Here is a 20223-nt window from a genome sequence, read left to right as displayed (position 1 = left end):
TTCTTGACCAGCCGTTGACCTGCTGTTGGCACGGACTAGAGGTGCGCCCGAACCGGAGGGAGGCTCATGTTCCGAGGTACGACGGCCCGAACCCCGTTCACGGCCCCCACCGCGGCCATGTTCACCCTCCCGTTCTTCGCTCTTCCCGCGCCCTTCGCAGCTGCGCATACGGTCCGTCAGGTCGAGGCCAAGGATCGACCCGGAACCAATCCGTCCGGCACGGCACCGCGCGCCGGAGGCGCCGCGACCCACAGCCTCTCCCACGCAGGGGACCCGACCGGCCCGCTGCGCATACGCGACCGCCACCGCGCGATCACCGCGTACGACCGCGTGTCGAGACCGTCGACCGCCCACGCTCCGGCCGCACTCGAGTTCTTCCGCCGCTGAGAGCGGAGCGGTCCCCCACTTCTGCCCCACTGTCATGCAGGCCCGACGCGCCACCCCCACGACGCGCCAGGAGGAACATCACGCCATGCAGCCCCTCATCGACCACGCCCGCACGTTCGGACAGCGCCCCGAGGAGTTCGCCCAGCTGGCCCGGGGCCAGTCACCCGAGGTCCTGTTCATCACCTGCTCCGACTCCAGGGTCGTACCTGCCCTGATCACCGGCGCCCGGCCCGGGCAGCTGTTCGAGCTGCGCACCGCGGGCAACATCGTCCCCCCGTACACCTCGGGCCGCCCCACCGGTGAGGCGGCCACCATCGAGTACGCCGTGGAGGTGCTCGGCGTCAAGGACGTCGTGGTCTGCGGCCACTCGCACTGCGGTGCGGTCGGCGCACTGGTGCGCGGCGACGACCTCGACGCCGTACCGGCCGTGCGCGAGTGGCTTTCGCACGCCGCCGACCAGCCCAAGACCGCCGACCCGGCCGACCCGACGGTCGCCGAGGCGGTGCAGCACCACGTCCTTGCGCAGTTGCTGCGGCTGCGCTCGTACCCGTGCGTCGAGCAACGGCTGGCGGACGGCCGGCTGCGGCTGCGCGGCTGGTACTACGAGGTGCACACCGGCGTCGTCCGCGAACACCGCGCCGGCGTCGACGCGTTCGAGGCCCTGTGAGTCCCACCGTGACCACCTGCCCCCACCTCCGGCAGGACGTGGCGGCGTCCCTCGTCGTCTTCCTGGTCGCGCTGCCGCTGTGCGTCGGCGTGGCCGTCGCCTCCGGTGTCCCGGCTGAACTCGGCCTGGTCACCGGCATCGTGGGCGGCATCGTCACCGGCCTGCTGCCCGGCAGCAGCCTTCAGGTGTCCGGCCCGGCGGCCGGTCTGACCGTGCTGGTCTTCGATGCGGTCGGCGAGTTCGGGTTGCCCGCGCTCGGCGCGATCGTCCTCGTGGCCGGTCTGCTGCAGCTCCTGATGGGCGCCCTGAGGCTGGGGCGCTGGTTCCGGGCCATCTCGCTCTCGGTCGTCGAGGGCATGCTGGCCGGCATCGGGCTGGTGATCATCGCGGGCCAGCTGTACGCGGCGGCCGGCATGAAGGCCCCGGCGTCCGGCGCCGACAAGATCGCCGGGCTGCCCGCGGCCTTCGCCGGGGCGGTCGGCAGCACCACGGCGCCGGCCTCCATAGCCGTCGGGGCGGGCACGTTGGCCGTGGTCCTGTCCTGGCGGCGGTTGCCGCAGAAGGTGCGCGCGGTACCGGGAGCCCTCGCGGCGGTCGTCCTGGCCACGCTCGTCACCCTGGCGTTCGACCTGCCGGTCGCCACCGTCGAGGTGCACGGCCTGCTCGACTCGATCCAGCCGCTCGGCACCGACGCCTTCGGCGAGCTGGCGAGCCCGGCCGTCATCGGCACCGTCCTGGCGTTCACGCTGATCGCCTCGGCGGAGAGCCTGTTCAGCGCGGCGGCCGTGGACCGGATGCACAGCGGTCCACGCACCCGCTACGACAAGGAACTGATGGCCCAGGGCGCGGGCAACGCGGTGTGCGGCGCGCTCGGCGCCCTGCCGATGACCGCGGTGATCGTGCGCAGCTCGGCCAACGTGGCGGCGGGCGCGCGGACCAAGGCCTCCCGGGTGATGCACGGCGTCTGGCTCCTGCTGTTCGCGGCCCTGCTGCCGTCCGCGCTGGCGCTGATCCCGCTGCCGGCGCTGGCTGCCATCCTGGTCCACGCCGGCTGGAAGCTGATCCCGTTCCGGCAGGTCGCGAGCCTGTGGCACGGCAACCGCGGTGAGGCCCTGATCCTCGTCGCCACCGCGGTCGCGATCGTCGCGCTGAACATGTTCGAGGGCGTGCTGATCGGCCTGGCCCTGTCCGTCGTCAAGACCGCCTGGGAGGCCTCGCACATCAAGATGGAGGTCATGGACCAGGGCTCCGGGCCGATCCAGGCCCATGTGTCGGGCAACGCGACCTTCCTCAGGCTGCCCAAGATCCTCGACAGCCTGGAGTCCCTCCCCCAGGACCGGCCCATCGAGCTGGACCTGTCCGGTCTGCACCACCTGGACCACGCGTGCCGTACGGCTCTGGAGAGCTGGGCGGAGCGGCACAGCACGGCCGGCACCGAGCCGGTGAAGGTGACCATACCCTGACCGCCACCCCTCGCCGGGTTCCGTGCCGGAGCCCCATGGCCCCGGAACAGAATCCGGGCATATCGTTACAAGAACAGACATCACGGGCCTGTGACGAGGGGGTCGTCATGTTCGAGGATCTGCTGGCGGCGGCCGCCGTGGCCGGTTCCGCGGGCGTGGTCTATCTCGCCGCGGCGGCCCGGGTCGTCAAGCAGTACGAACGCGGCGTGGTGCTGCGGCTCGGCCGGCTCAGGGGCCAGGTACGGACGCCCGGATTCACACTGATCGTCCCGTTCGTGGATCGGCTGCACAAGGTCAACATGCAGATCGTGACCATGCCGATCCCGGCCCAGGAGGGCATCACCCGCGACAACGTCACCGTGCGTGTGGACGCCGTCGTGTACTTCAAGGTGGTCGACGCGGCGAGCGCGCTGATCAAGGTCGAGGACTACAAGTTCGCGGTCTCCCAGATGGCCCAGACCTCGCTGCGCTCGATCATCGGCAAGAGCGAGCTGGACGACCTGCTGTCCAACCGCGAGAAGCTCAACCAGGGCCTTGAACTGATGATCGACAGCCCGGCCGTCGGCTGGGGCGTGCAGGTCGACCGGGTCGAGATCAAGGACGTGTCGCTGCCGGAGACGATGAAGCGCTCCATGGCCCGCCAGGCCGAGGCCGACCGCGAGCGCCGGGCCCGCGTCATCAACGCCGACGCCGAGCTCCAGGCTTCCCGGAAGCTTGCCGAGGCGGCCCAGCAGATGGCGGACACACCGGCCGCGCTCCAGCTGCGGCTGCTCCAGACCGTGGTGGCGGTCGCCGCCGAGAAGAACTCGACGCTGGTGCTCCCGTTCCCGGTGGAACTGCTGCGCTTCCTGGAACGGGCACCCCTGCAGACGGACCACCCGCAGGACCACGCCCAGAGGCCGGAGCACGCGCAGGGCCACGCCCGGGGGCCGGACCACACGCCGGACCTGAGGGAGGAGCCCGGTCGCAACGAGGAGCCGCACCCCGCCCCGGACCTCGGTCAGCGGCTCGGTCACCTTCCCGGCCTCGCCCACCGGTCCGAGGACACGCCGGGTCTCACCGAGGGACCGCACCCCGCCCCGGGCCGGACCAACGTTCCGTGAGGCGCCGCGCGGATTGCGGCGGCCGGCAGCACGTGCCGACCAGAGGGTCATCGTCATGTCCGCCCACCGGGTGACCCGGCGGTCGCGTCGGCGCTGACGTCGACCTGAACGTCATACTTTCATACGGTGATCGCTTCTGTACGACGAGTCATCTCCGTCTGCACACTGGGCGCGGCACTCGCCGCCTGCGGCACCGTCGAGGCGCCCGGGGGCGGCCGGACGGCGGTCCCCTCGACGCCCGCCCGCCACCCTGCGGCGCCCCCCACCCTCGCCGCCGGCCCCGCGGGCCTCACGCCGGTGTTCGCCAGCGGCTCGCGGACCCGGGGCAAGACCGTCGCGCTCACCTTCGACGCCGACATGACCGCCGATCAGGGCCCGCGGGCCGCCGAGGGCGAACGCTTCGACAATCCGCAGCTGATCGCGACGCTGCGCGCGCTGAAGGTGCCGGCGACCGTGTTCATGACGGGCCGCTGGGCGGAGGAGTACCCGGTCCAGGCCCGCGGCATCGGCCGGGACCCGTTGTTCGAGGTCGCCAACCACTCCTACAGCCACTACGCCTTCACCGCCGACTGCTACGGCCTGCCGACCCTCGACGAGGACCGGATGCGGGCGGACGTGGACCGGGCGTTCAAGGCCTTCCGCCGGGCGGGCGTGCGGAACGCGAAGCCGTACTTCCGCTTTCCCGGCGGCTGCTACGACCGGCGTGCGCTGCGGGCGCTGAGCGGCAGCGGCGTGACGGCCGTGCAGTGGGACGTGGTGGGCGGGGACGCGTTCGCGACGGACGCGGACGCGGTGGCCCGGCAGGTGCTCGAGGGGGTGCGGCCGGGCTCGGTCGTCGTGCTGCACTGCACGCGCAGTGCGGCGCCGACGACCGAGCGGGCGATCCGCACGGTCGTGCCCGAGCTGCGGCGGCAGGGATACCGGTTCGTGAAGGTGTCCGAGCTGATCGGCGCCTCCGCAGGCACCTCGTGACCGGCATACGCTGGACGTATGAGCGAAGATGATTACTGTCTGATCGACGCGAGCAAGCCGCCCAAGGCGGACGGACCGCCGTACGCGGAGTGCGTACTGTGCCGGGAGCCGACGGAGTACCCGGAGTCGTACAAGGGGATCACGATGTGCCCGCGGTGCGAGTGGCTGGAGGCGCAGCGGACGGCCTGTTCTGGCTAGTGGGGCACGGGTCCGGACGGGAGTCGCGGGGTTGGCAGACTGGACGGCGTGACTACTGAACCGACTGACACCCCCCTGCCCCCCGGGGCCGGCGCACGCGACCTGGCCCCGCAGTTCGTGCTCCCGCTGGTCGTGCGGATCGAGCGGGACGCGCCGCCCGCCCGGACCGATGCCCTGGAGACCGCCGCGCGGGCGGTGCTCGTGATGCTCAGTGATGAGCGGTCGGTGGGTGACGGCCCGTGGGCGCGGGCCGTGCGGGACTGGCAGGACGCGCGGATCCGCAAGGTGGTGCGTCGGGCCCGGGGCGCCGAGTGGCGGCGGGCCGGGGCGCTGCCCGGGGTCACCGTGACGGGGAAGGCGGCGGAGGTGCGGGTGTTCCCGCCCGTGCCCCTGGACGGGTGGCCCAAGGAGCTGGCGCGCCTGCAGGTGTCCGGCACCGATCTGGACGACCCGGAGCCGCCGGTCGAGGCGGATGCGAGTGCACCGGTGCTGTGGCTGAACCCGCAGGTCGACATGTCGGCCGGCAAGGCCATGGCGCAGGCCGGGCACGGCGCCCAACTCGCCTGGTGGGCCCTTCCGGACGAGGAGCGCGCGGCGTGGCGCGACGCGGGGTTCCCGCTCGCCGTCCGCACCGCCGAGCACGACCGCTGGCGTCGGCTGGTCGACTCCGGGCTGCCGTTGGTGCGCGATGCCGGGTACACCGAGATCCCCGCGGGCAGCTGCACCGTCGTCGCCGACCACCCGGCGCTGCGCTGAACCCGCCCACGGCCACGGCCTCACGGAGCGTTTGAACATCCGGGGTCCGTCACGCGTATCTCCTGGCGCTGGCCAAGCGACACGAGCACCAACGACCAGTTGGCTACTCCCAGGAGGCACCCTTGCGGCGTATCAACGGTACGGCCCTCATCATCGCGGCGCTCGCCGCCACCGTCGGCGCGCTCGCGTTCCCCGTGTGGTCGTACGCCGACCGTTCCGGCACCGGCCAGGCGAACATGGCCGCCGGCACCGTCAGCACCCGGTGGGGTCCGCTGACCGCACAGGACCGCGATCTCATCGTGCGGGTGCGGCTCGCCGGCCTGTGGGAGCTGCCGGCGGGCCAGCAGGCGATGGAGCGCCCCACCAGCGCGGCGGTCAAGGAGGCCGCCGACCACCTGATCGTCGGCCACACCGACCTCGACAAGCGGGTGCGCATCGTCGCCGCCCAGCTCGGCGTCGAGCTGCCCAACCAGCCGACCGAGGAGCAGCAGGGCTGGCTGAACGAGATGACCGCGGCGAGCGGCGAGGAGTACGAGTACAAGTTCGCCAACCTGCTGCGGGCCGCGCACGGCAAGATCTTCCCCGCGATCGGCGCGGTGCGGAACAGCACCCGCAACACGCTGGTCCGGCAGCTCGCCTCGGACGCCAACCAGACCGTCCTCGACCACATCACCGTGCTGGAGAAGACCGGCAAGGTCGACTTCGACGCCATCGCCAACGCGGCGGCGAACGCCTCGACCGCCAGCCCCACCGGCCCGCCCGCGCCCGTTCCCGGCCAGCTCGTGCCGCAGGCGCCGCCCGCCGAGGCGACCGGCGACGTCCAGACCACCTCCGAGCCCTCTCCGGGCGCGCCGGGCACGGTCAACACCAAGCGTCCGGACCCGGTCGACTCGGAGGGCGTCCTGGGATGAACGGCACCCCGGGCGGCACGCCGCGTGCGCTCGCGGAGCGGCTCGCGGGAACGCCGGACCCGCAACCTCAAATGTTGCTCTGAAGGCGCACGCGGCAGGGTTCGGGCCCCGGGAGCGGGGCCATACCCCCCTCACGCCGGAAATCAGCGGTCCGTCGAAGGAGACGACACAGCGGATCCAGGTGCATGACGAAGGTGAAGGAGGGGGCCATGCAGCGACTGGGAACCGGAATCGGATGGCGGCCGGAGATCGCGAACGCCGTGGAACGCATGCCGGGCATCGACTGGGTCGAGGCCGTCGCCGAGAACGTCTGCCCGGGGCACCTGCCCGACTCGCTGCTGCGGCTGCGCGAGCGCGGGGTGACCGTCGTCCCGCACGGCGTCTCCCTCGGCCTCGGCGGCGCGGACCGGCCCGACCCCGCGCGCCTCTCGGCCCTCGCCGAGCGGGCGGAGGCGCTCGGCTCGCCGCTGGTCACCGAGCACATCGCGTTCGTCCGGGCGGGCGGCCCGCTCACCGCATCCCCGCAGCTGGAGGCCGGGCACCTGCTGCCCGTGCCGCGCACCCGGGACGCCCTGGACGTGCTGTGCGAGAACGTCCGCATCGCGCAGGACGCCCTGCCGGTGCCGCTCGCCGTGGAGAACATCGCCGCGCTCATCTCCTGGCCCGGCGAGGAGATGACCGAGGGACACTTCCTGTACGAGCTGGCCGACCGGACCGGCGTGCGGCTCCTGATCGACGTGGCGAACCTGCACACGAACCACGTCAACCGCGGCGAGGACCCGGCCAAGGCGCTCGCCGAACTCCCGTTGGAGGCCATCGCCTACGTCCATGTCGCGGGCGGTTTCGCACGTGACGGCGTCTGGCACGACAGCCACGCCCACCCGGTCCCGCGGCCGGTCCTCGACATCCTGACCGACCTCGCCTCCCGCGTCCGTCCGCCGGGCGTCCTGCTGGAGCGCGACGAGAACTTCCCGGAACCGGCCGAGCTGGAGCGGGAGTTGGCGGACATCCGGGAGGCGGTGGAGGAGGGGGCGCGGACGAGGAGGGCGACACCGGGCGCGAGCGGGGTACCCACCTCCGCGGCGGGCACGCCGGCGGGTGACGCCCGGGAGCCCGAGGATTCCGCGTCCGCGACGAGCCCGACGACGAGCGATGCCGAAGACGCCGGGATCTCCGCCTCCGCGACGAGCGCGGCAACCGGCGGTGCCGGTGATCTCGGGCCCGGGGTTGCGACACGCGCCGTGGGCGCCGGGGCGCGTGATGCCGGGGACGGCGCCGAGGGACCCGCCCGTCAGCGTCTCGCCCTCGCGCAGGCCGCCCTGCTCTCCGCGCTCGTCGCGGGCACGCCCGTCCCCGAGGGGTTCGACCGGGTGCGGCTCGGGGTGCAGGCGCGGGCGCTGGCCGGGAAGCGGGCCGAGGTGGTGGCGAAGATCGCGCCGGAGCTGCCGCTGATCCTCGGGGCCGCCTACCGGCCTGCCTTCCTGGCGTACGCCCAGCGGAACCCGATGACCGGGGGCTACCGCCGGGACGCGCTGGACTTCGCCGAGCACCTGCTGCTCGCCGGACGGCCTCAGGAGGCGCGGGTCCGGCGGGAGTTGCGGGAGTGGTGGCTGGAGCGCTCCGGTGCTGCGCCGCGTCCGCCCTCGCGGATGGCCCGGGCACGCCGGGTGCTGCTGCGCCGCTGACCGGGGACGGCGCAAGGCCCACGGCGCGACCGGCACCCCTGCCGACACGGGCCCCTTCGGCACCGGCGGAACGTCACGTACCGACAACACTCGGTCCCGGAATGTGAACAAGGCATGGAGTTTCCCAGTCGGTTGGCATAGAAACACGGCATGTTCTGGGTCCTCCTTCTGCTGCCGGCCTGGGTCGTGGCCGGCCTGGCGTGCACCCGGCTGTGCCTGGCCGCCGTACGCGCGGCGGACGCCGCGGAGACGGCCGGGACACAGCCACTGACGCTGTACGAGGCCGCGTTCCTGTCCGGCGGGCCGACCCGGGTCGCCGATCTGACGCTGGTTTCGATGGCGCGCCAACGGCGGCTGCTGCTCGCGCACACGGGCTGGGCGACCGTCGTGGACCCGCGCGGGCGCGACGACATCGAACGGTCGGTGATAGGGGCCATCGGGCCGCAGGGGCAGTCCCCCATCGCTCCGGTACGCGCCGCGGCGGCCGCCACCGACGCGGTGCACGGCCTCGCCGACCGGCTCGTCAGCGCGGGCCTCGCCCTGCCGGCCGGGGCGGGCAGCGCCGTCGGGGCCGGGGTGCGCCGGGTACGCCTCGCCGCGCTGACCGTACTCGCGCTCGGCGTCGCCGCGCTGCTGATGCCGGCTCAGGACGGGGTGCCGCGGCATCTGGTCGCCCTCTGGTTCGCCCTGCCGCTGGTCCTCTGCCTGAGCTGCCTCGCCCTGGCCCGGATCGAGGCCCACCCGTACTCGCGCTGGGCCTCCCCGGCCGGACAGCGCCTGCTCGACGCCCTGGCCCGGCACGCGGACGGCACCGGGGACGACCGCGCCTACCTCACCTCGGTCGCCGTACGCGGAATCCGCGCCGTCGGCGAGCCGGACCTGCGGGCGGCGTTCGCGCACCGCGAGTCCTCCTGGCGCGTCTGACGCGGACGCACGCTCACCGGGATCGCCGGGGCGTACGGGCGCATTGGGGCCGACACCGGCCACCTGTGCTTGCCTTCGCCGGCCCCCGTCCGAAACATCCCTTCTGTCGCCGCCGCGCCCCGAAGGGACACACGATGAGAGCTGCCGCTCTGTACACGGCCGCTGGTTCGCTGCTCCTGACCGCCGTCGCCTCCGGCCCGGCCGCAGGCAGCGCACCGGCCGGTCCCGACGCGGCGGGCGAGCCGCGCGGCACCCGGGTGGCCGCCGCGCGCGCCGCGGCCGCCGGTGTCGACTTCGGCGAGTGTTCCGACGCGCAGGGCCTGCCGAGCACCGTGGAGTGCGGCACGGTCACCGTCCCGCTCGACTACGCGCGCCCCGACGGCCGGCAGATCCGGCTCTCCGTCAGCCGGGTGCGGGCCACCCACCGCGACCCGGGCAACAGCAAGCGCCGGGTGCCCCGGCAGGGCGCCCTGGTCCACAACCCGGGCGGTCCGGGTTCCTCCGGCCTCGCCTTCCCACTGATCGGACGGCTTCCCGAGTGGAAGCGCCTGGCCGCCGCCTACGACCTCGTCGGCTACGACCCGCGCGGCGTCGGCAGGTCCGCGCCACTGTCCTGCCAGGACCCCCAGCAGCACTTCACCGGGCCGTCGCAGGCGCCTACGCACCCCTCGGAGTCGTACAAGAGGGAGCGCGTCGCACGGGCCCAGGCCTACGCGCGCGGGTGCGCGCAGCGGTCGGGCGCCGAGCTGCGGCACTACCACTCCCTCAACAACGCCCGCGACCTGGACGTGCTGCGCGCCGCGCTGGGCGAGGAGAGGCTCACCTTCATGGGCGCGTCGTACGGCACCTACTTCGGGGCGCTGTACGCGACGCTGTTCCCGACGCACGTGCGGCGGATGGTGTTCGACGCGGCGGTGAACCCCGATCCGGCGCAGATCTGGTATCGCCACAACCTGGGCCAGTCGGCGGCGTTCGAGGGCCGCTGGACGGACATGAAGGAGTGGATCGCCCGGCACCACGCCGTGTACGGGCTGGGCGCCACGGCGGCCGAAGTGCAGCGCGGCTACGACACCGCGCGGGCGCGGCTCGCCGTGAAACCGGCGGGCGGGAAGGTCGGGCCGGGGCAGTTGCAGAGCGCGTTCCTGCGGGCCGGTTACCACGACGACCACTGGCCCCGGCGGGCCGAGGCGCTGTCGGCGTACCTGAAGGGCGATCCGCGGCCTCTGGTCGATCTGGCCGCGCCGCACGAGGAGGCGGCGGTGGCGGCGGAGAACTCCCGCGCGGCCTACACGGCCGTCCAGTGCAACGACGCGCCGTGGCCGACGGAGTGGAAGGTCTGGAACCGGGACAACACGCGCCTGGCGCGCGTGGCGCCCTTCGAGACGTGGCACAACGTGTGGCTGAACCTGCCGTGCGCGTACTGGCAGGCGCCGCGTCAGCGGCAGCTGGACGTGCGGACCGGCCCGGGCGAACTGCCGCCGACGCTGATCCTGGCCGCCGAGCGGGACGCCGCCGCCCCCTACGACGGCGCCCTCGAACTCCACCGCCGGCTGTCCGGCTCGGTCCTGGTCACCGAACGGGACTCCGGTACGCACGGCATCGCGGGCGGCCCCAACGCGTGCGTCAACGCCCACGTGGACGCCTACCTGCTCCAGGGCCTCCTGCCGGCGCGCCACGCGTCCTGCGCGCCGCGCCCGGAGCCGCGGCCGAGCGCCGCCGCCCAGCGGGACACCGCGGCGGACGTCCGCTGACCAGGCACCGGAAGCGGCGCCGCGCGAACGCTCCGCGGGCGGCGGGCACGGTGAGGCCCGGCGCTGACCGGATGCCGCGCCGCTCAGCGGGGCCGGCCGGCGGGACGACGTGCTGCCCGGCAGCGGCCGTCGACCGGTGCCCGTAGTGTTCGGCCGGGCACCGGACGCCGGCCTCGACCGGGACGGCCGGTGCCGTCGTGGTCCGCCGGTCAGGCGAGGCCCGCGACCAGTTCCGTGATCTCCTTGCGGCGGCCGGTGTAGAACGGCACCTCCTCGCGGACGTGCAGCCGGGCCTCCGAGCCGCGCAGGTGGCGCATGAGGTCGACGATGCGGTACAGCTCGTCGGCCTCGAAGGCGAGGATCCACTCGTAGTCGCCGAGGGAGAAGGAGGCGACCGTGTTGGCGCGGACGTCCGGGTAGCCCCGGGCCATCTTGCCGTGGTCGGCCAGCATCCGGCGGCGGTCCTCCTCCGGCAACAGGTACCAGTCGTAGGAGCGCACGAAGGGGTAGACGCTGACGTACGCGCGGGGCGTCTCGTCGGCGAGGAAAGCCGGGATGTGGCTGCGGTTGAACTCGGCGGGGCGGTGCAGCGCCATGTTCGACCACACCGGCTCCAGCGCGCGGCCCAGCCTGGTGCGGCGGAACAGGTTGTACGCCTCCTGCAGCTGGTCGCTGGTCTCGGCGTGCCACCAGATCATCACGTCGGCGTCGGCACGCAGCCCGGAGAGGTCGTAGGTGCCGCGGACGGTGACGTCCTTGGCGGCGAGCTGGTCGAACAGCTCCTGGACCTCTTCGGCGTAGCCCGCCCGGTCCTCGGGCAGCGCGTCCTTCAGCTTGAACACGGACCACAGGGTGTAGCGGATGACCTCGTTGAGGTCCTTGGCCAGCTTGCCCTTGTTCGGGATCCGAGCAGGGCCGGTGGTGGTGGCGTCGTCACTCATGTCCCCTATTCTCCCGCTCCGCCGTGCAGGCTCTGCACCGGGTGTGCGGTGAGCTCCTGCACAGCCTCCAGGTCGCCGTGGATCTGGTCCACCGCCGCGTACGCGCTCGCCACGCACGCCGGGATGCCCACCCCGTCGTACACCGCGCCGCACACGGCCAGGCCCGGGAGCTTGCCGACGTGCTCGCGGATGCGGGCCACGCGCGCGTGGTGGCCGACGGGATACTGCGGCAGGCCCGCGTCCCAGCGGGTGACGCGGGTGGCGACGGGCGTGGCGTCCAGGCCCGTGGCCGCCTCGAGGTCGTGCCGGGAGACGGCCACCAGGCCCGCGTCGTCGCGGTGGAGGATCTCCGTCTCGCCGTACCGCCCGACGGAGGTGCGCAGCACGAGCAGGTCGGGGTCCTCGGCGGCGATCCAGCCCCACTTCTGGGAGGCGAACGTGGACGCTTTGACGGTGCGCCCGTCGACCGGCGGCACCAGGAACCCGCTGCCCTCGGGCAGCCGCGCCTCGGACCTGCGGTAAGCCAGGGTGACCAACGCCATCGACGCGTACTCGACGGCGGCCAGCTCGGTCGCGGCCGCCGGGGCCTGCGCGCGCAGCAGTTCGGCGGCGGCGGGCGCGGGCACGGCGACGATCACCGCGTCGGCGTGCAGCACCCGGTCGCCGGCCACGACCCGCCAGCCCGTGCGGCCCTCACGGCGCAGCCCGGTCACGCGGGTGCCGGTCACGATCTCACCGCCGCGGGCCCGCACCGACTCGGCGACGGCGAGCGGCAGGCTGCCGACGCCGCCCTCGATGCCCATGAACACGGGCCCCGTCTGCGGGGCTGCCGCCGCCCGGGCCTGGATCTCCCGGACCGCCTCGGTGAGCGAGACGTGCGCCCGGGCGGCGTCGAACAGCTGGGGGACGGCCGAGCGCATCGAGATGCGGTACGCGTCGCCCGCGTACACACCGCCGAGCAGGGGCTCCACGAGCCGGTCGACGACCTCGCGGCCGAGCCGCGCCGCGACGAACTCCCCCACCGCCACGTCGTCGCCGACCTCCGTGCGGGGCAGCTCGGCGTCGCGCTCGATGCGCGCCAGGCCCTCCGCGGACAGCACGCCGGACAGCGCGTCCGCGGTGCCGGGCACGCCCATGACGTGGCCCTTGGGCATCGGGCGCAGGGCGCCGCGGGTCCACAGGGAGGCCGTCGCGGTGGCCGGCGGCTGGAGCCGGTCCTCGAGGCCCACCTCGCGCGCGAGGGCGACCGCCTCGGGCCGGCGGGCCAGCATCGACTCGGCGCCCAGGTCCACGCGCACGCCCGCGATCTCGCCGGGCAGCAGCTTTCCGCCGACCCGGTCGGAGGCCTCCAGCACCGTCACCCGCGCGCCGCGTCCGAGCAGCCGGTGGGCCGCGGCCAGCCCGGCGATCCCGGCTCCGACGACGACGACCTGCCCGGCGTCCCTGCGTGCTGCGTTCATGGCTCCACCTTCTCAGACGCCGCTGACAGCGCCCCCGCGGCCCCGTGGCCCCGCCGAGTCCCGACCGTGACCGCATCGGGACCGGACGGGCCCAACGTCCCGGCCCGCCCCGGCGTCGAAGGAGCGTCAGTCGTCACGACCCTCGGGGAGTTCGCCCACATGCGCGCACCACGTTCCGCACGCCGTTCCGCACGACACCCGGTACCGGTCCTGGCCGGGCTCCTGCTCGCCGCCGCCCTCGCCCTGACGGGATGCAGCGGCTCGGCCGACATCACCTCCTCCTCGAGCGGTGACGCTGCCGCCGCCCAGGACGGCGGCGCCCTGGAAAAGGACGCCAAGGAGGGCGCCTTCGACAGCGGCAGCGACAGCCGGTCCGGTGCAGATGAGAAGGCCCCGGGCGCCACCCGGCTCCCCGCGAGCCACATCATCCGCACCGCGTCGCTGTCCGTGCAGGTCAAGGACGTGCCCAAGGCCCTGGACGAGGCCCGTACGAGCGCCGAGACAGCGGGCGGTTTCGTGGGCAGCGAGATGACCACCCGGGACGAGAACGGCAACGAGTACACCCGGGTCGTCCTGCGGGTGCCCGTCGACTCGTACGAGGACGTCCTCGCCGACCTGGAGGGCACGGGCAAGCTCCTCGACCGCGCGGCAAAGGCGACGGACGTCACCGACCAGGTCGTCGACGTGGAGAGCCGGATCAAGACCCAGCGCGCCAGCGTCGCCCGGATCCGCGAGCTGATGGACCGGGCGACCCGGCTGAGCGACGTGGTGGAGCTGGAGGGCGAGCTGAGCAGCCGCCAGGCCGACCTGGAGGCGCTGCTCGCCCAGCAGGCGTCCCTGAAGGACCGCACGAGCCTGGCCACCATCACCCTCTCGCTGTCCGAGACGCCGGTGAAGAAGCCCGCCGAGAAGGACGAGGACCCCGGGTTCACGGACGCGCTGGCGGGCGGCTGGGACGCCTTCGTGACGATGCTGCGCTGGATCGCGGTCGCCCTGGCGGCGGTACTGCCGTTCGCCGCGCTGGCGGCGCTGCTCGTCCTGGTCTGGCTGCGTCTCGTACGGCCCCGCGGGGCGCGCCGCCCGGCCACGGCGTCCACGACGACCGCGCCGGGACCGCTGCCGACGGCCCGGCGGGCACCGGAGCCCGGGCCGGCTCCCGCGCCGCAGGAGGAGCACGGCGGGCAGGAGCAGGGCCGGCGCGGCGGAAACGAGCCGTCGCCGTAGCGTGTTCGCATGAGCATGAGCGATGCGAACGGCACGAGCGGCACGAACGGCACGAGAGAGCGACTGGTCGTGATCGGCGGCGACGCCGCGGGCATGTCCGCGGCGTCGCAGGCCCGTCGGCTGAAGGGTCCGGACGAGCTGGAGATCGTGGCCTTCGAGCGCGGCCACTTCACGTCCTTCTCCGCGTGCGGGATCCCGTACTGGGTGGGCGGCCAGGTCTCCGACCGGGACGAGCTGGTCGCCCGCACGCCCGAGGAGCACCGCGCGCGGGACATCGACCTGCGGCTGCGCACCGAGGTCGTGGAGATCGACGTCGACGGGGGACGGGTGCGCGCGCGTGACGTCGATTCCGGGGTCGAGTCCTGGACGTCGTACGACAAGCTCGTGATCGCCACCGGCGCCCGGCCGATCCGCCCGGACATGCCCGGCGTCGACGCCCCCGGCGTGCACGGCGTGCAGACCCTGGACGACGGGCAGGAGTTGCTGGACACCCTCACGCGCGCGCGTGGGCGGCGTGCGGTGGTCGTCGGGGCGGGCTACATCGGCGTCGAGATGGCCGAGGCGCTGATCAACCGCGGCTACGAGGTGACGGTCGTCAACCGGGGCGCGGAGCCGATGTCCACGCTCGACCCCGACATGGGGCGGCTGGTGCACCGGGCCATGGAGGGCCTGGGCATCACCATGGTCAACGACGCCGAGGTCACCAAGATCCTCACCGGTGAGGACGGGCAGGTGCGGGCGGTGGCCACGGAGGACGCCGAGTACCCGGCGGACGTGGTCGTGCTCGGCATCGGTGTACGCCCCGAGACGACGCTCGCGAGGGCGGCGGGGCTGCCGCTCGGCGAGCACGGCGGCCTGCTCACCGATCTGGCGATGCGGGTACGCGGTCACGAGAACATCTGGGCCGGTGGTGACTGCGTGGAGGTCCTCGACCTGATCGCGGGGCGGGAACGGCACATCGCGCTCGGTACGCACGCCAACAAGCACGGGCAGATCATCGGCACGAACGTCGGCGGCGGCTACGCGACGTTCCCCGGTGTGGTCGGCACCGCGGTGAGCAAGGTGTGCGATCTGGAGATCGCCCGCACCGGGCTGCGGGAGAAGGACGCGCGCCGGGTGGGACTGCGGTTCGAGACGGTGACCATCGAGTCGACCAGCCGGGCCGGGTACTACCCCGGTGCCTCCCCGATGACCGTGAAGATGCTCGCCGAGCGCCGCACCGGACGGCTGCTCGGCGTGCAGATCGTCGGCCGGGAGGGGGCGGGCAAGCGGGTGGACATCGCGGCGGTCGCGCTCACGGCCGGGATGACGGTGGAGCAGATGACGGCACTGGACCTGGGGTACGCGCCGCCGTTCTCGCCGGTGTGGGATCCGGTGCTGGTCGCCGCGCGGAAGGCCGCGGGGAAGGTGCGCAGTTCGTCGTAGGGGCGCCTGTCGCGCGCCGGGTTCGGGTGGTCGCCCGTGGCTGGTCGCGCCCCCTGGGCCGGCTTCCCCGCCCCTCCCCTACGCCGTGCCGTTGATCCGGTCGATGGCCTGCCGCGCCTGCTCGGCCGGAGGCCTGGACGGCAGCGACGACACCGAGGCGGCCGACGGCATCGCAGTCGGCTGTGCCCCGGCCGGTTTCGCGTGCGCGCCCGGCGAGACGGACCGCAGCCGGTTGCTCACCGCCTCGTCCAGCGTCACCGGTCGCTGCAGCTGCGCCGCCATGCGGCCGGCCTCCTGGCCGAGTCGGGCGACGTCCTCCCAGGGGAGATGGACCACCAGCGCGAGCTGGGCCTCTCCGTCGGGGTTCGCCTGCATCGCAGGGGTCACTCGGTCGTTCATCGCCTGATCCTCACGTCGTCCCGCGACGCGCCTCGCCGTGCCGCGGCGGTTCGCAAGGACATACGCAGACCGGGCCGGCCGCGTTCACCGATTCGGCGGGCACATCGCGGGCACTACTTCCTTGTGGTGATCCCCGTCCATGACGTCAACCCCGCGCGCCGCACGCCCTGGGTGACGTACGCGCTGATCGCGACGAACGTGGTCGTGTTCCTGTTCATGCCCGGCCTCGCCGGTTCGGTGGCGGGCGACAGCAGCCTGGCGCAGACGTGCCATCTGCAGGCGTTCCTGGACCGGTACGCGGCCGTGCCGCAGGAACTGATCCACCATCAGATGCCGCGCCTGGTGCCGACCGGCGACATCGCCGTCGGCCCTCAGGGCCCGGGCTGCGTGGTGGGCCCGCCGGCGTACGACAAGTCGCCCGAACTCAGCGTGCTCACGGCGATGTTCCTGCACGGCGGCTGGCTGCACCTGCTGGGCAACATGCTGTTCCTGCTGATCTTCGGCAACAACATCGAGGACCGCATGGGGCATGTGCGCTTCGCGCTGTTCTACGGCGCCTGCGGCTACGCGGCGTCGTACGGCTTCGCGTTGCTCAACGCCGAGTCCGCGGAACCGCTGATCGGCGCCTCGGGAGCGATCGCCGGTGTGCTGGGCGCCTATCTGGTGCTGTATCCGAAGGCCAGGGTGTGGGTGCTCGTCCCGTTCCTGATCTTCCTGCCGCTGCGGCTGCCGGCCTGGCTGGTGCTGGGCTTCTGGTTCGGGCTCCAGGCCGTGTACTCCTCCGGCGAGGGCATCTCCGACGCGGGCACGGTGGCGTACGCGGCGCACATCGTCGGCTTCCTCGCCGGCATGCTGCTCGCCTGGCCCCTGAAGCGGGGCACGCCACCGCCGCCGGAACCACGCGGCCTGCTGTTCGGCAGGCGGGCGCGGCCCCGGCAGACGTGGTGAGCCGTCAGCGGGCGCTCTGCGCGTGCACGTATTCGACGAGGCGGGTGAGCGCGTCCGGGTCGGTGGACGGCATCACGCCGTGCCCGAGGTTGAAGACGTGGCCCTCCAGGCCCGTCGCCGCGTCCAGCACCTCGCGGGTCTTGGCCTCGACGGCCTCCTGCGGGGCGAACAGGACCGTCGGGTCGAGGTTGCCCTGGAGCGCCTTGCCGGGGCCGACGCGGCGGACGGCCTCGTCGAGCGGGACGCGCCAGTCGACGCCGACGACGTCCGCGCCGGCCTCGCCCATCAGGCCGAGCAGCTCGCCGGTGCCGACGCCGAAGTGGATGCGTGGGACGCCGTACGCCTCGACCGCGCGGAACACCTTCGACGAGGCGGGCAGGACGGAGCGCCGGTAGTCGGCGGGGGCCAGGGCGCCGGCCCAGGAGTCGAAGAGCTGCACCGCGCTCGCGCCCGCCTCGATCTGCACCTTGAGGAAGGCGGCGGTGATGTCCGCGAGGCGGTCGAGGAGGTCGGCCCACAGCTCCGGGTCGCCGTACATCATCGCCTTGGCGTTCTCGTACGTGCGGGACGGACCACCCTCGACGAGGTAGCTCGCGAGGGTGAACGGGGCGCCCGCGAAGCCGATCAGGGGCGTCTCGCCGAGCTCGGCGGTCAGCAGGCCGATCGCCTCCGTGACGTACGAGACGTCCTCCGGGGTCAGGTCGCGCAGCTGCGCGAGGTCGGCGCGGGAGCGGATCGGGCGCTCGACGACCGGGCCGACACCGGGCTTGATGTCGAGGTCGACGCCGATGGCCTTGAGGGGGACGACGATGTCGCTGAAGTAGATCGCCGCGTCCACGTGGTGGCGGCGCACGGGCTGCAGGGTGATCTCGGTGACCAGGTCGGGCCGCATGCACGACTCCAGCATCGGGATGCCCTCGCGCACCTTCCGGTACTCGGGCAGGGAGCGCCCGGCCTGCCGCATGAACCACACCGGCGTGTGGGGCACGGGCTCGCGCCTGCACGCCCTGAGGAAGGCGGAGTCGTACGTCGCTGTCGGCTGCTGGCCCGTGGGGCTTCCGTTGGCACTCACGGGGCAAGTTTCGCACGGCGGCCGGACGGGCATGGCGGGGCCTCGGTGCACCTCGGGTGCGGCAACCCCGGCGGACCGGTACCGCCGGACGGGGTGTCTAGCCTGCGCCCGGCGCCCGTTCCGCTTAATCTGCACCGCATGGCTGCGGCTCAGGGACGACTGTCGGACGGCGCTGGCGGAATGGACGACCCGAAGGAGGGGGACCTGCATACGGGCGACGCTTCTCCGCTGCCCTTCCGGGCCGCCGTCGAGGCGCTGCGCTCGGCACGGCTGCGGCCGCAGATCGAGGTCGAGCCCACGCGCGCGCCGCAGCGGCTGGCCCCGCACGCGTACGCGCTGGAGGCCGCCGTCGTCGACGGAGACCAGGACCTGGCCGACGGCCGGCTGGTGCTGCTGCACGACCCGGCCGGACACGACGCCTGGCGCGGCACCTTCCGGCTGGTGACGCTGGTGCGGGCGGAGCTGGAGCCGGAGATGGCCGCCGACCCGCTGCTGCCCGAGGTGTGCTGGAGCTGGCTCACCGGTGCGCTGCAGGCGCGCGGGCTGACGTACGGCGAACCGAGCGGCACCGTCACGCGCGCGAGTTCGCACTACTTCGGCGGGCTGTCCGCGCGCCCCGCCGCCTCGCAGATCGAGATCCGGGCCTCCTGGACGCCCCGGGAGGGCCTGGGCGGCGTGCCCGACACGGCGGCCCACCTCGCCTCCTGGTGCGATCTGCTCGCCCAGGTCGCGGGCCTGCCGCCGGCGGGACCGGGGGACGCGTCCGTGGTGACCCTGCCGCAACGGCGCGGCCCGCAGTCCCGCTGACCCGCCGCGCCCACTCGCCCCGTCGCCTGCACTGTGCCCGGCCGGAACCGGCCGGGGCAAACCCGCATGCACCCGTTCGGGCTGATCTCTTTGTCGATACGGCCACTTTCGACCGGACAGCGAATCGAACCGAACCCGTTCGATCTTCGGATGATCGCTCGCGTGTCCGAATTGCTCGGATTGTTACTCACCAGATCGTGATCATTCTCTAAAGGCGGACCGGTTTGGTGCCGAAGACGACTGTGACCTTGAAAGCACGGTTCGTCCCGGCTTCACCCCCCACGAGCCGCCCCCGTCCCGCACCCAGGAGGCCTGGTGTCCGTTCTCCTTGAGCAGCCCGCAAGCCTGGTCGCCTACCGCCCGAACAAGCCGACCGCGATGGTCGTCGTGGCCGATCCCCGCGTCCGCTCCACCGTCACCCGCCACCTGTGGGCGCTCGGTGTGCGCGACGTCATCGAGGCCTCGTCCATCGCCGAGGCTCGTCCCCGCGTCGGCAACCCCCGCGACATCTGCGTCGCCGACGTCCACCTCCCGGACGGTTCCGGTCTGACGCTCCTGTCGGAGACCCGCGCGGCGGGCTGGCCCAACGGGCTCGCCCTGTCCGCCGCCGACGACATCGGCGCCGTGCGCAACGCCCTCGCGGGCGGCGTGAAGGGCTACGTCGTCACCGGCACCCGTACCAACGTCGGGCTCCCCACCCGGCCGGGTGCCGCGCCCATCGGCGCGGCCGCCGCCCGTCTGCACCGCCGCCCCCCGGGTGCCCCGAGTCACCCGGGTGGCTACCGCGAGCTGTCCGGCCGCGAGGTCGAGGTGCTGCGCCTGGTCGCCGAAGGCCAGTCGAACAAGGCGATCGGCGTCTCGATGGGCCTGTCCGCCCTGACCGTCAAGAGCCACCTCGCCCGCATCGCCCGCAAGCTCGGCACGGGCGACCGCGCCGGGATGGTCGCCGTGGCGCTGCGCACCGGCATCATCCACTGACCTCCGCCCCCGACCCGCACCCGCCTCTCCGAGCCGCACCCCCCTACGACCCGCACCCGCCTCTCCGAGCCGCAACCCCCCTACGACCCGCACCCGTCCCTCGATCCGCGCCCCAGCCTCCGAGCCGACCCACACGCTCGGAGCAGCCGCTC

19 protein-coding genes are annotated in these 20223 nt (G+C 73.5%); 15 read left to right on the top strand and 4 right to left on the bottom strand.

Annotated features, from left to right (window positions below):
• Positions 1–472 precede the first annotated feature (472 nt).
• From IPT68_RS28390 to IPT68_RS28345, 10 genes are all read left to right on the top strand, one after another.
• Entirely contained in the window at positions 473–1054 is a 582-nt protein-coding gene (locus IPT68_RS28390; protein ID WP_189698693.1) for a carbonic anhydrase, read from the top strand.
• Positions 1051–2517 (top strand): SulP family inorganic anion transporter, encoded by a 1467-nt coding sequence (locus IPT68_RS28385; protein ID WP_189698692.1) that lies wholly within the window; start codon positions 1051–1053, stop codon positions 2515–2517. The genes IPT68_RS28390 and IPT68_RS28385 overlap by 4 nt, the downstream gene beginning before the upstream one ends.
• A 107-nt stretch (positions 2518–2624) precedes the next feature.
• Complete coding sequence (locus tag IPT68_RS28380) at positions 2625–3620, top strand: slipin family protein (protein WP_228039964.1); 996 nt, start codon at positions 2625–2627, stop codon at positions 3618–3620.
• A 126-nt stretch (positions 3621–3746) separates the two neighbouring features.
• On the top strand, positions 3747–4592 hold the full coding sequence (locus IPT68_RS28375) for a polysaccharide deacetylase family protein (RefSeq protein ID WP_189698691.1): 846 nt from the start codon (positions 3747–3749) through the stop codon (positions 4590–4592).
• An 18-nt stretch (positions 4593–4610) separates the two neighbouring features.
• The gene (locus IPT68_RS28370) at positions 4611–4790 is read left to right on the top strand and encodes a hypothetical protein (RefSeq protein WP_189698690.1); all 180 of its coding nucleotides are present in this window, start codon (positions 4611–4613) and stop codon (positions 4788–4790) included.
• 48 nt (positions 4791–4838) lie between these two features.
• Entirely contained in the window at positions 4839–5546 is a 708-nt protein-coding gene (locus IPT68_RS28365; RefSeq protein ID WP_189698689.1) for an aminoacyl-tRNA hydrolase, read from the top strand.
• Positions 5547–5668: 122 nt separating this feature from the next.
• Positions 5669–6457 carry a DUF4142 domain-containing protein gene (locus IPT68_RS28360; protein ID WP_189698688.1) on the top strand — a complete coding sequence of 263 codons (789 nt, stop codon included), beginning with the start codon at positions 5669–5671 and terminating at the stop codon, positions 6455–6457.
• A 209-nt stretch (positions 6458–6666) separates the two neighbouring features.
• The gene (locus IPT68_RS28355; RefSeq protein WP_189698687.1) at positions 6667–8142 is read left to right on the top strand and encodes a DUF692 domain-containing protein; all 1476 of its coding nucleotides are present in this window, start codon (positions 6667–6669) and stop codon (positions 8140–8142) included.
• 150 nt (positions 8143–8292) lie between these two features.
• On the top strand, positions 8293–9066 hold the full coding sequence (locus tag IPT68_RS28350) for a TIGR04222 domain-containing membrane protein (RefSeq protein ID WP_189698686.1): 774 nt from the start codon (positions 8293–8295) through the stop codon (positions 9064–9066).
• Positions 9067–9200: 134 nt separating this feature from the next.
• A complete protein-coding gene (locus tag IPT68_RS28345; RefSeq protein ID WP_189698685.1) occupies positions 9201–10817 on the top strand; it encodes an alpha/beta hydrolase in 1617 nt (538 codons plus the stop codon).
• A 209-nt stretch (positions 10818–11026) separates the two neighbouring features.
• Here IPT68_RS28345 and hemQ read toward each other — a convergent pair whose 3' ends face one another.
• Positions 11027–11758 (bottom strand): hydrogen peroxide-dependent heme synthase, encoded by a 732-nt coding sequence (gene hemQ / locus IPT68_RS28340; protein ID WP_189698684.1) that lies wholly within the window; start codon positions 11756–11758, stop codon positions 11027–11029.
• A gap of 5 nt (positions 11759–11763) precedes the next feature.
• Positions 11764–13218 carry a protoporphyrinogen oxidase gene (hemG, locus tag IPT68_RS28335; RefSeq protein WP_189698683.1) on the bottom strand — a complete coding sequence of 485 codons (1455 nt, stop codon included), beginning with the start codon at positions 13216–13218 and terminating at the stop codon, positions 11764–11766.
• Positions 13219–13377: 159 nt separating this feature from the next.
• Between hemG and IPT68_RS28330 the strand changes: the two genes are divergently transcribed.
• Together IPT68_RS28330 and IPT68_RS28325 are read left to right on the top strand one after the other, a co-directional pair.
• Positions 13378–14442 (top strand): DUF4349 domain-containing protein, encoded by a 1065-nt coding sequence (locus tag IPT68_RS28330; protein WP_189698682.1) that lies wholly within the window; start codon positions 13378–13380, stop codon positions 14440–14442.
• 9 nt (positions 14443–14451) lie between these two features.
• A complete protein-coding gene (locus IPT68_RS28325) occupies positions 14452–15867 on the top strand; it encodes an FAD-dependent oxidoreductase (RefSeq protein ID WP_189698681.1) in 1416 nt (471 codons plus the stop codon).
• A 78-nt stretch (positions 15868–15945) separates the two neighbouring features.
• Here IPT68_RS28325 and IPT68_RS28320 read toward each other — a convergent pair whose 3' ends face one another.
• Positions 15946–16266 carry a hypothetical protein gene (locus tag IPT68_RS28320; RefSeq protein ID WP_189698680.1) on the bottom strand — a complete coding sequence of 107 codons (321 nt, stop codon included), beginning with the start codon at positions 16264–16266 and terminating at the stop codon, positions 15946–15948.
• Between the two features lie 123 nt (positions 16267–16389).
• Between IPT68_RS28320 and IPT68_RS28315 the strand changes: the two genes are divergently transcribed.
• Positions 16390–17214, top strand: coding sequence for a rhomboid family intramembrane serine protease (locus IPT68_RS28315; RefSeq protein WP_189698679.1), 825 nt, complete (start codon positions 16390–16392; stop codon positions 17212–17214).
• Positions 17215–17218: 4 nt separating this feature from the next.
• Here the strand turns inward: IPT68_RS28315 and hemE are convergent, their stop codons facing one another.
• The gene (gene hemE, locus IPT68_RS28310) at positions 17219–18286 is read right to left on the bottom strand and encodes a uroporphyrinogen decarboxylase (protein ID WP_189698678.1); all 1068 of its coding nucleotides are present in this window, start codon (positions 18284–18286) and stop codon (positions 17219–17221) included.
• Between the two features lie 138 nt (positions 18287–18424).
• Here hemE and IPT68_RS28305 point away from each other — a divergent pair, with 138 nt between their 5' ends.
• Both IPT68_RS28305 and IPT68_RS28300 read left to right on the top strand, forming a co-directional pair.
• Positions 18425–19093: a DUF3000 domain-containing protein gene (locus IPT68_RS28305; protein WP_189698677.1), complete on the top strand. Its 669-nt coding sequence runs from the start codon at positions 18425–18427 to the stop codon at positions 19091–19093.
• 315 nt (positions 19094–19408) lie between these two features.
• The gene (locus IPT68_RS28300) at positions 19409–20071 is read left to right on the top strand and encodes a helix-turn-helix transcriptional regulator (protein ID WP_067229335.1); all 663 of its coding nucleotides are present in this window, start codon (positions 19409–19411) and stop codon (positions 20069–20071) included.
• Positions 20072–20223 lie beyond the last annotated feature (152 nt).

Source organism: Streptomyces chromofuscus (assembly GCF_015160875.1).
GTDB lineage: Bacteria > Actinomycetota > Actinomycetes > Streptomycetales > Streptomycetaceae > Streptomyces > Streptomyces chromofuscus.
This window is presented reverse-complemented; position numbering and strand designations above follow the sequence as displayed.

Coding starts and splice junctions, on each gene's coding strand:
- IPT68_RS28390 (WP_189698693.1), top strand. CDS start 473: ATGCAGCCCCTCATCGACCACGCCCGCACGTTCGGACAGCGCCCCGAG.
- IPT68_RS28380 (WP_228039964.1), top strand. CDS start 2,625: ATGTTCGAGGATCTGCTGGCGGCGGCCGCCGTGGCCGGTTCCGCGGGC.
- IPT68_RS28370 (WP_189698690.1), top strand. CDS start 4,611: ATGAGCGAAGATGATTACTGTCTGATCGACGCGAGCAAGCCGCCCAAG.
- IPT68_RS28355 (WP_189698687.1), top strand. CDS start 6,667: ATGCAGCGACTGGGAACCGGAATCGGATGGCGGCCGGAGATCGCGAAC.
- IPT68_RS28350 (WP_189698686.1), top strand. CDS start 8,293: ATGTTCTGGGTCCTCCTTCTGCTGCCGGCCTGGGTCGTGGCCGGCCTG.
- IPT68_RS28345 (WP_189698685.1), top strand. CDS start 9,201: ATGAGAGCTGCCGCTCTGTACACGGCCGCTGGTTCGCTGCTCCTGACC.
- hemQ (WP_189698684.1), bottom strand. CDS start 11,758: ATGAGTGACGACGCCACCACCACCGGCCCTGCTCGGATCCCGAACAAG.
- hemG (WP_189698683.1), bottom strand. CDS start 13,218: ATGAACGCAGCACGCAGGGACGCCGGGCAGGTCGTCGTCGTCGGAGCC.
- IPT68_RS28330 (WP_189698682.1), top strand. CDS start 13,378: ATGCGCGCACCACGTTCCGCACGCCGTTCCGCACGACACCCGGTACCG.
- IPT68_RS28325 (WP_189698681.1), top strand. CDS start 14,452: ATGAGCATGAGCGATGCGAACGGCACGAGCGGCACGAACGGCACGAGA.
- IPT68_RS28320 (WP_189698680.1), bottom strand. CDS start 16,266: ATGAACGACCGAGTGACCCCTGCGATGCAGGCGAACCCCGACGGAGAG.
- IPT68_RS28305 (WP_189698677.1), top strand. CDS start 18,425: ATGGCTGCGGCTCAGGGACGACTGTCGGACGGCGCTGGCGGAATGGAC.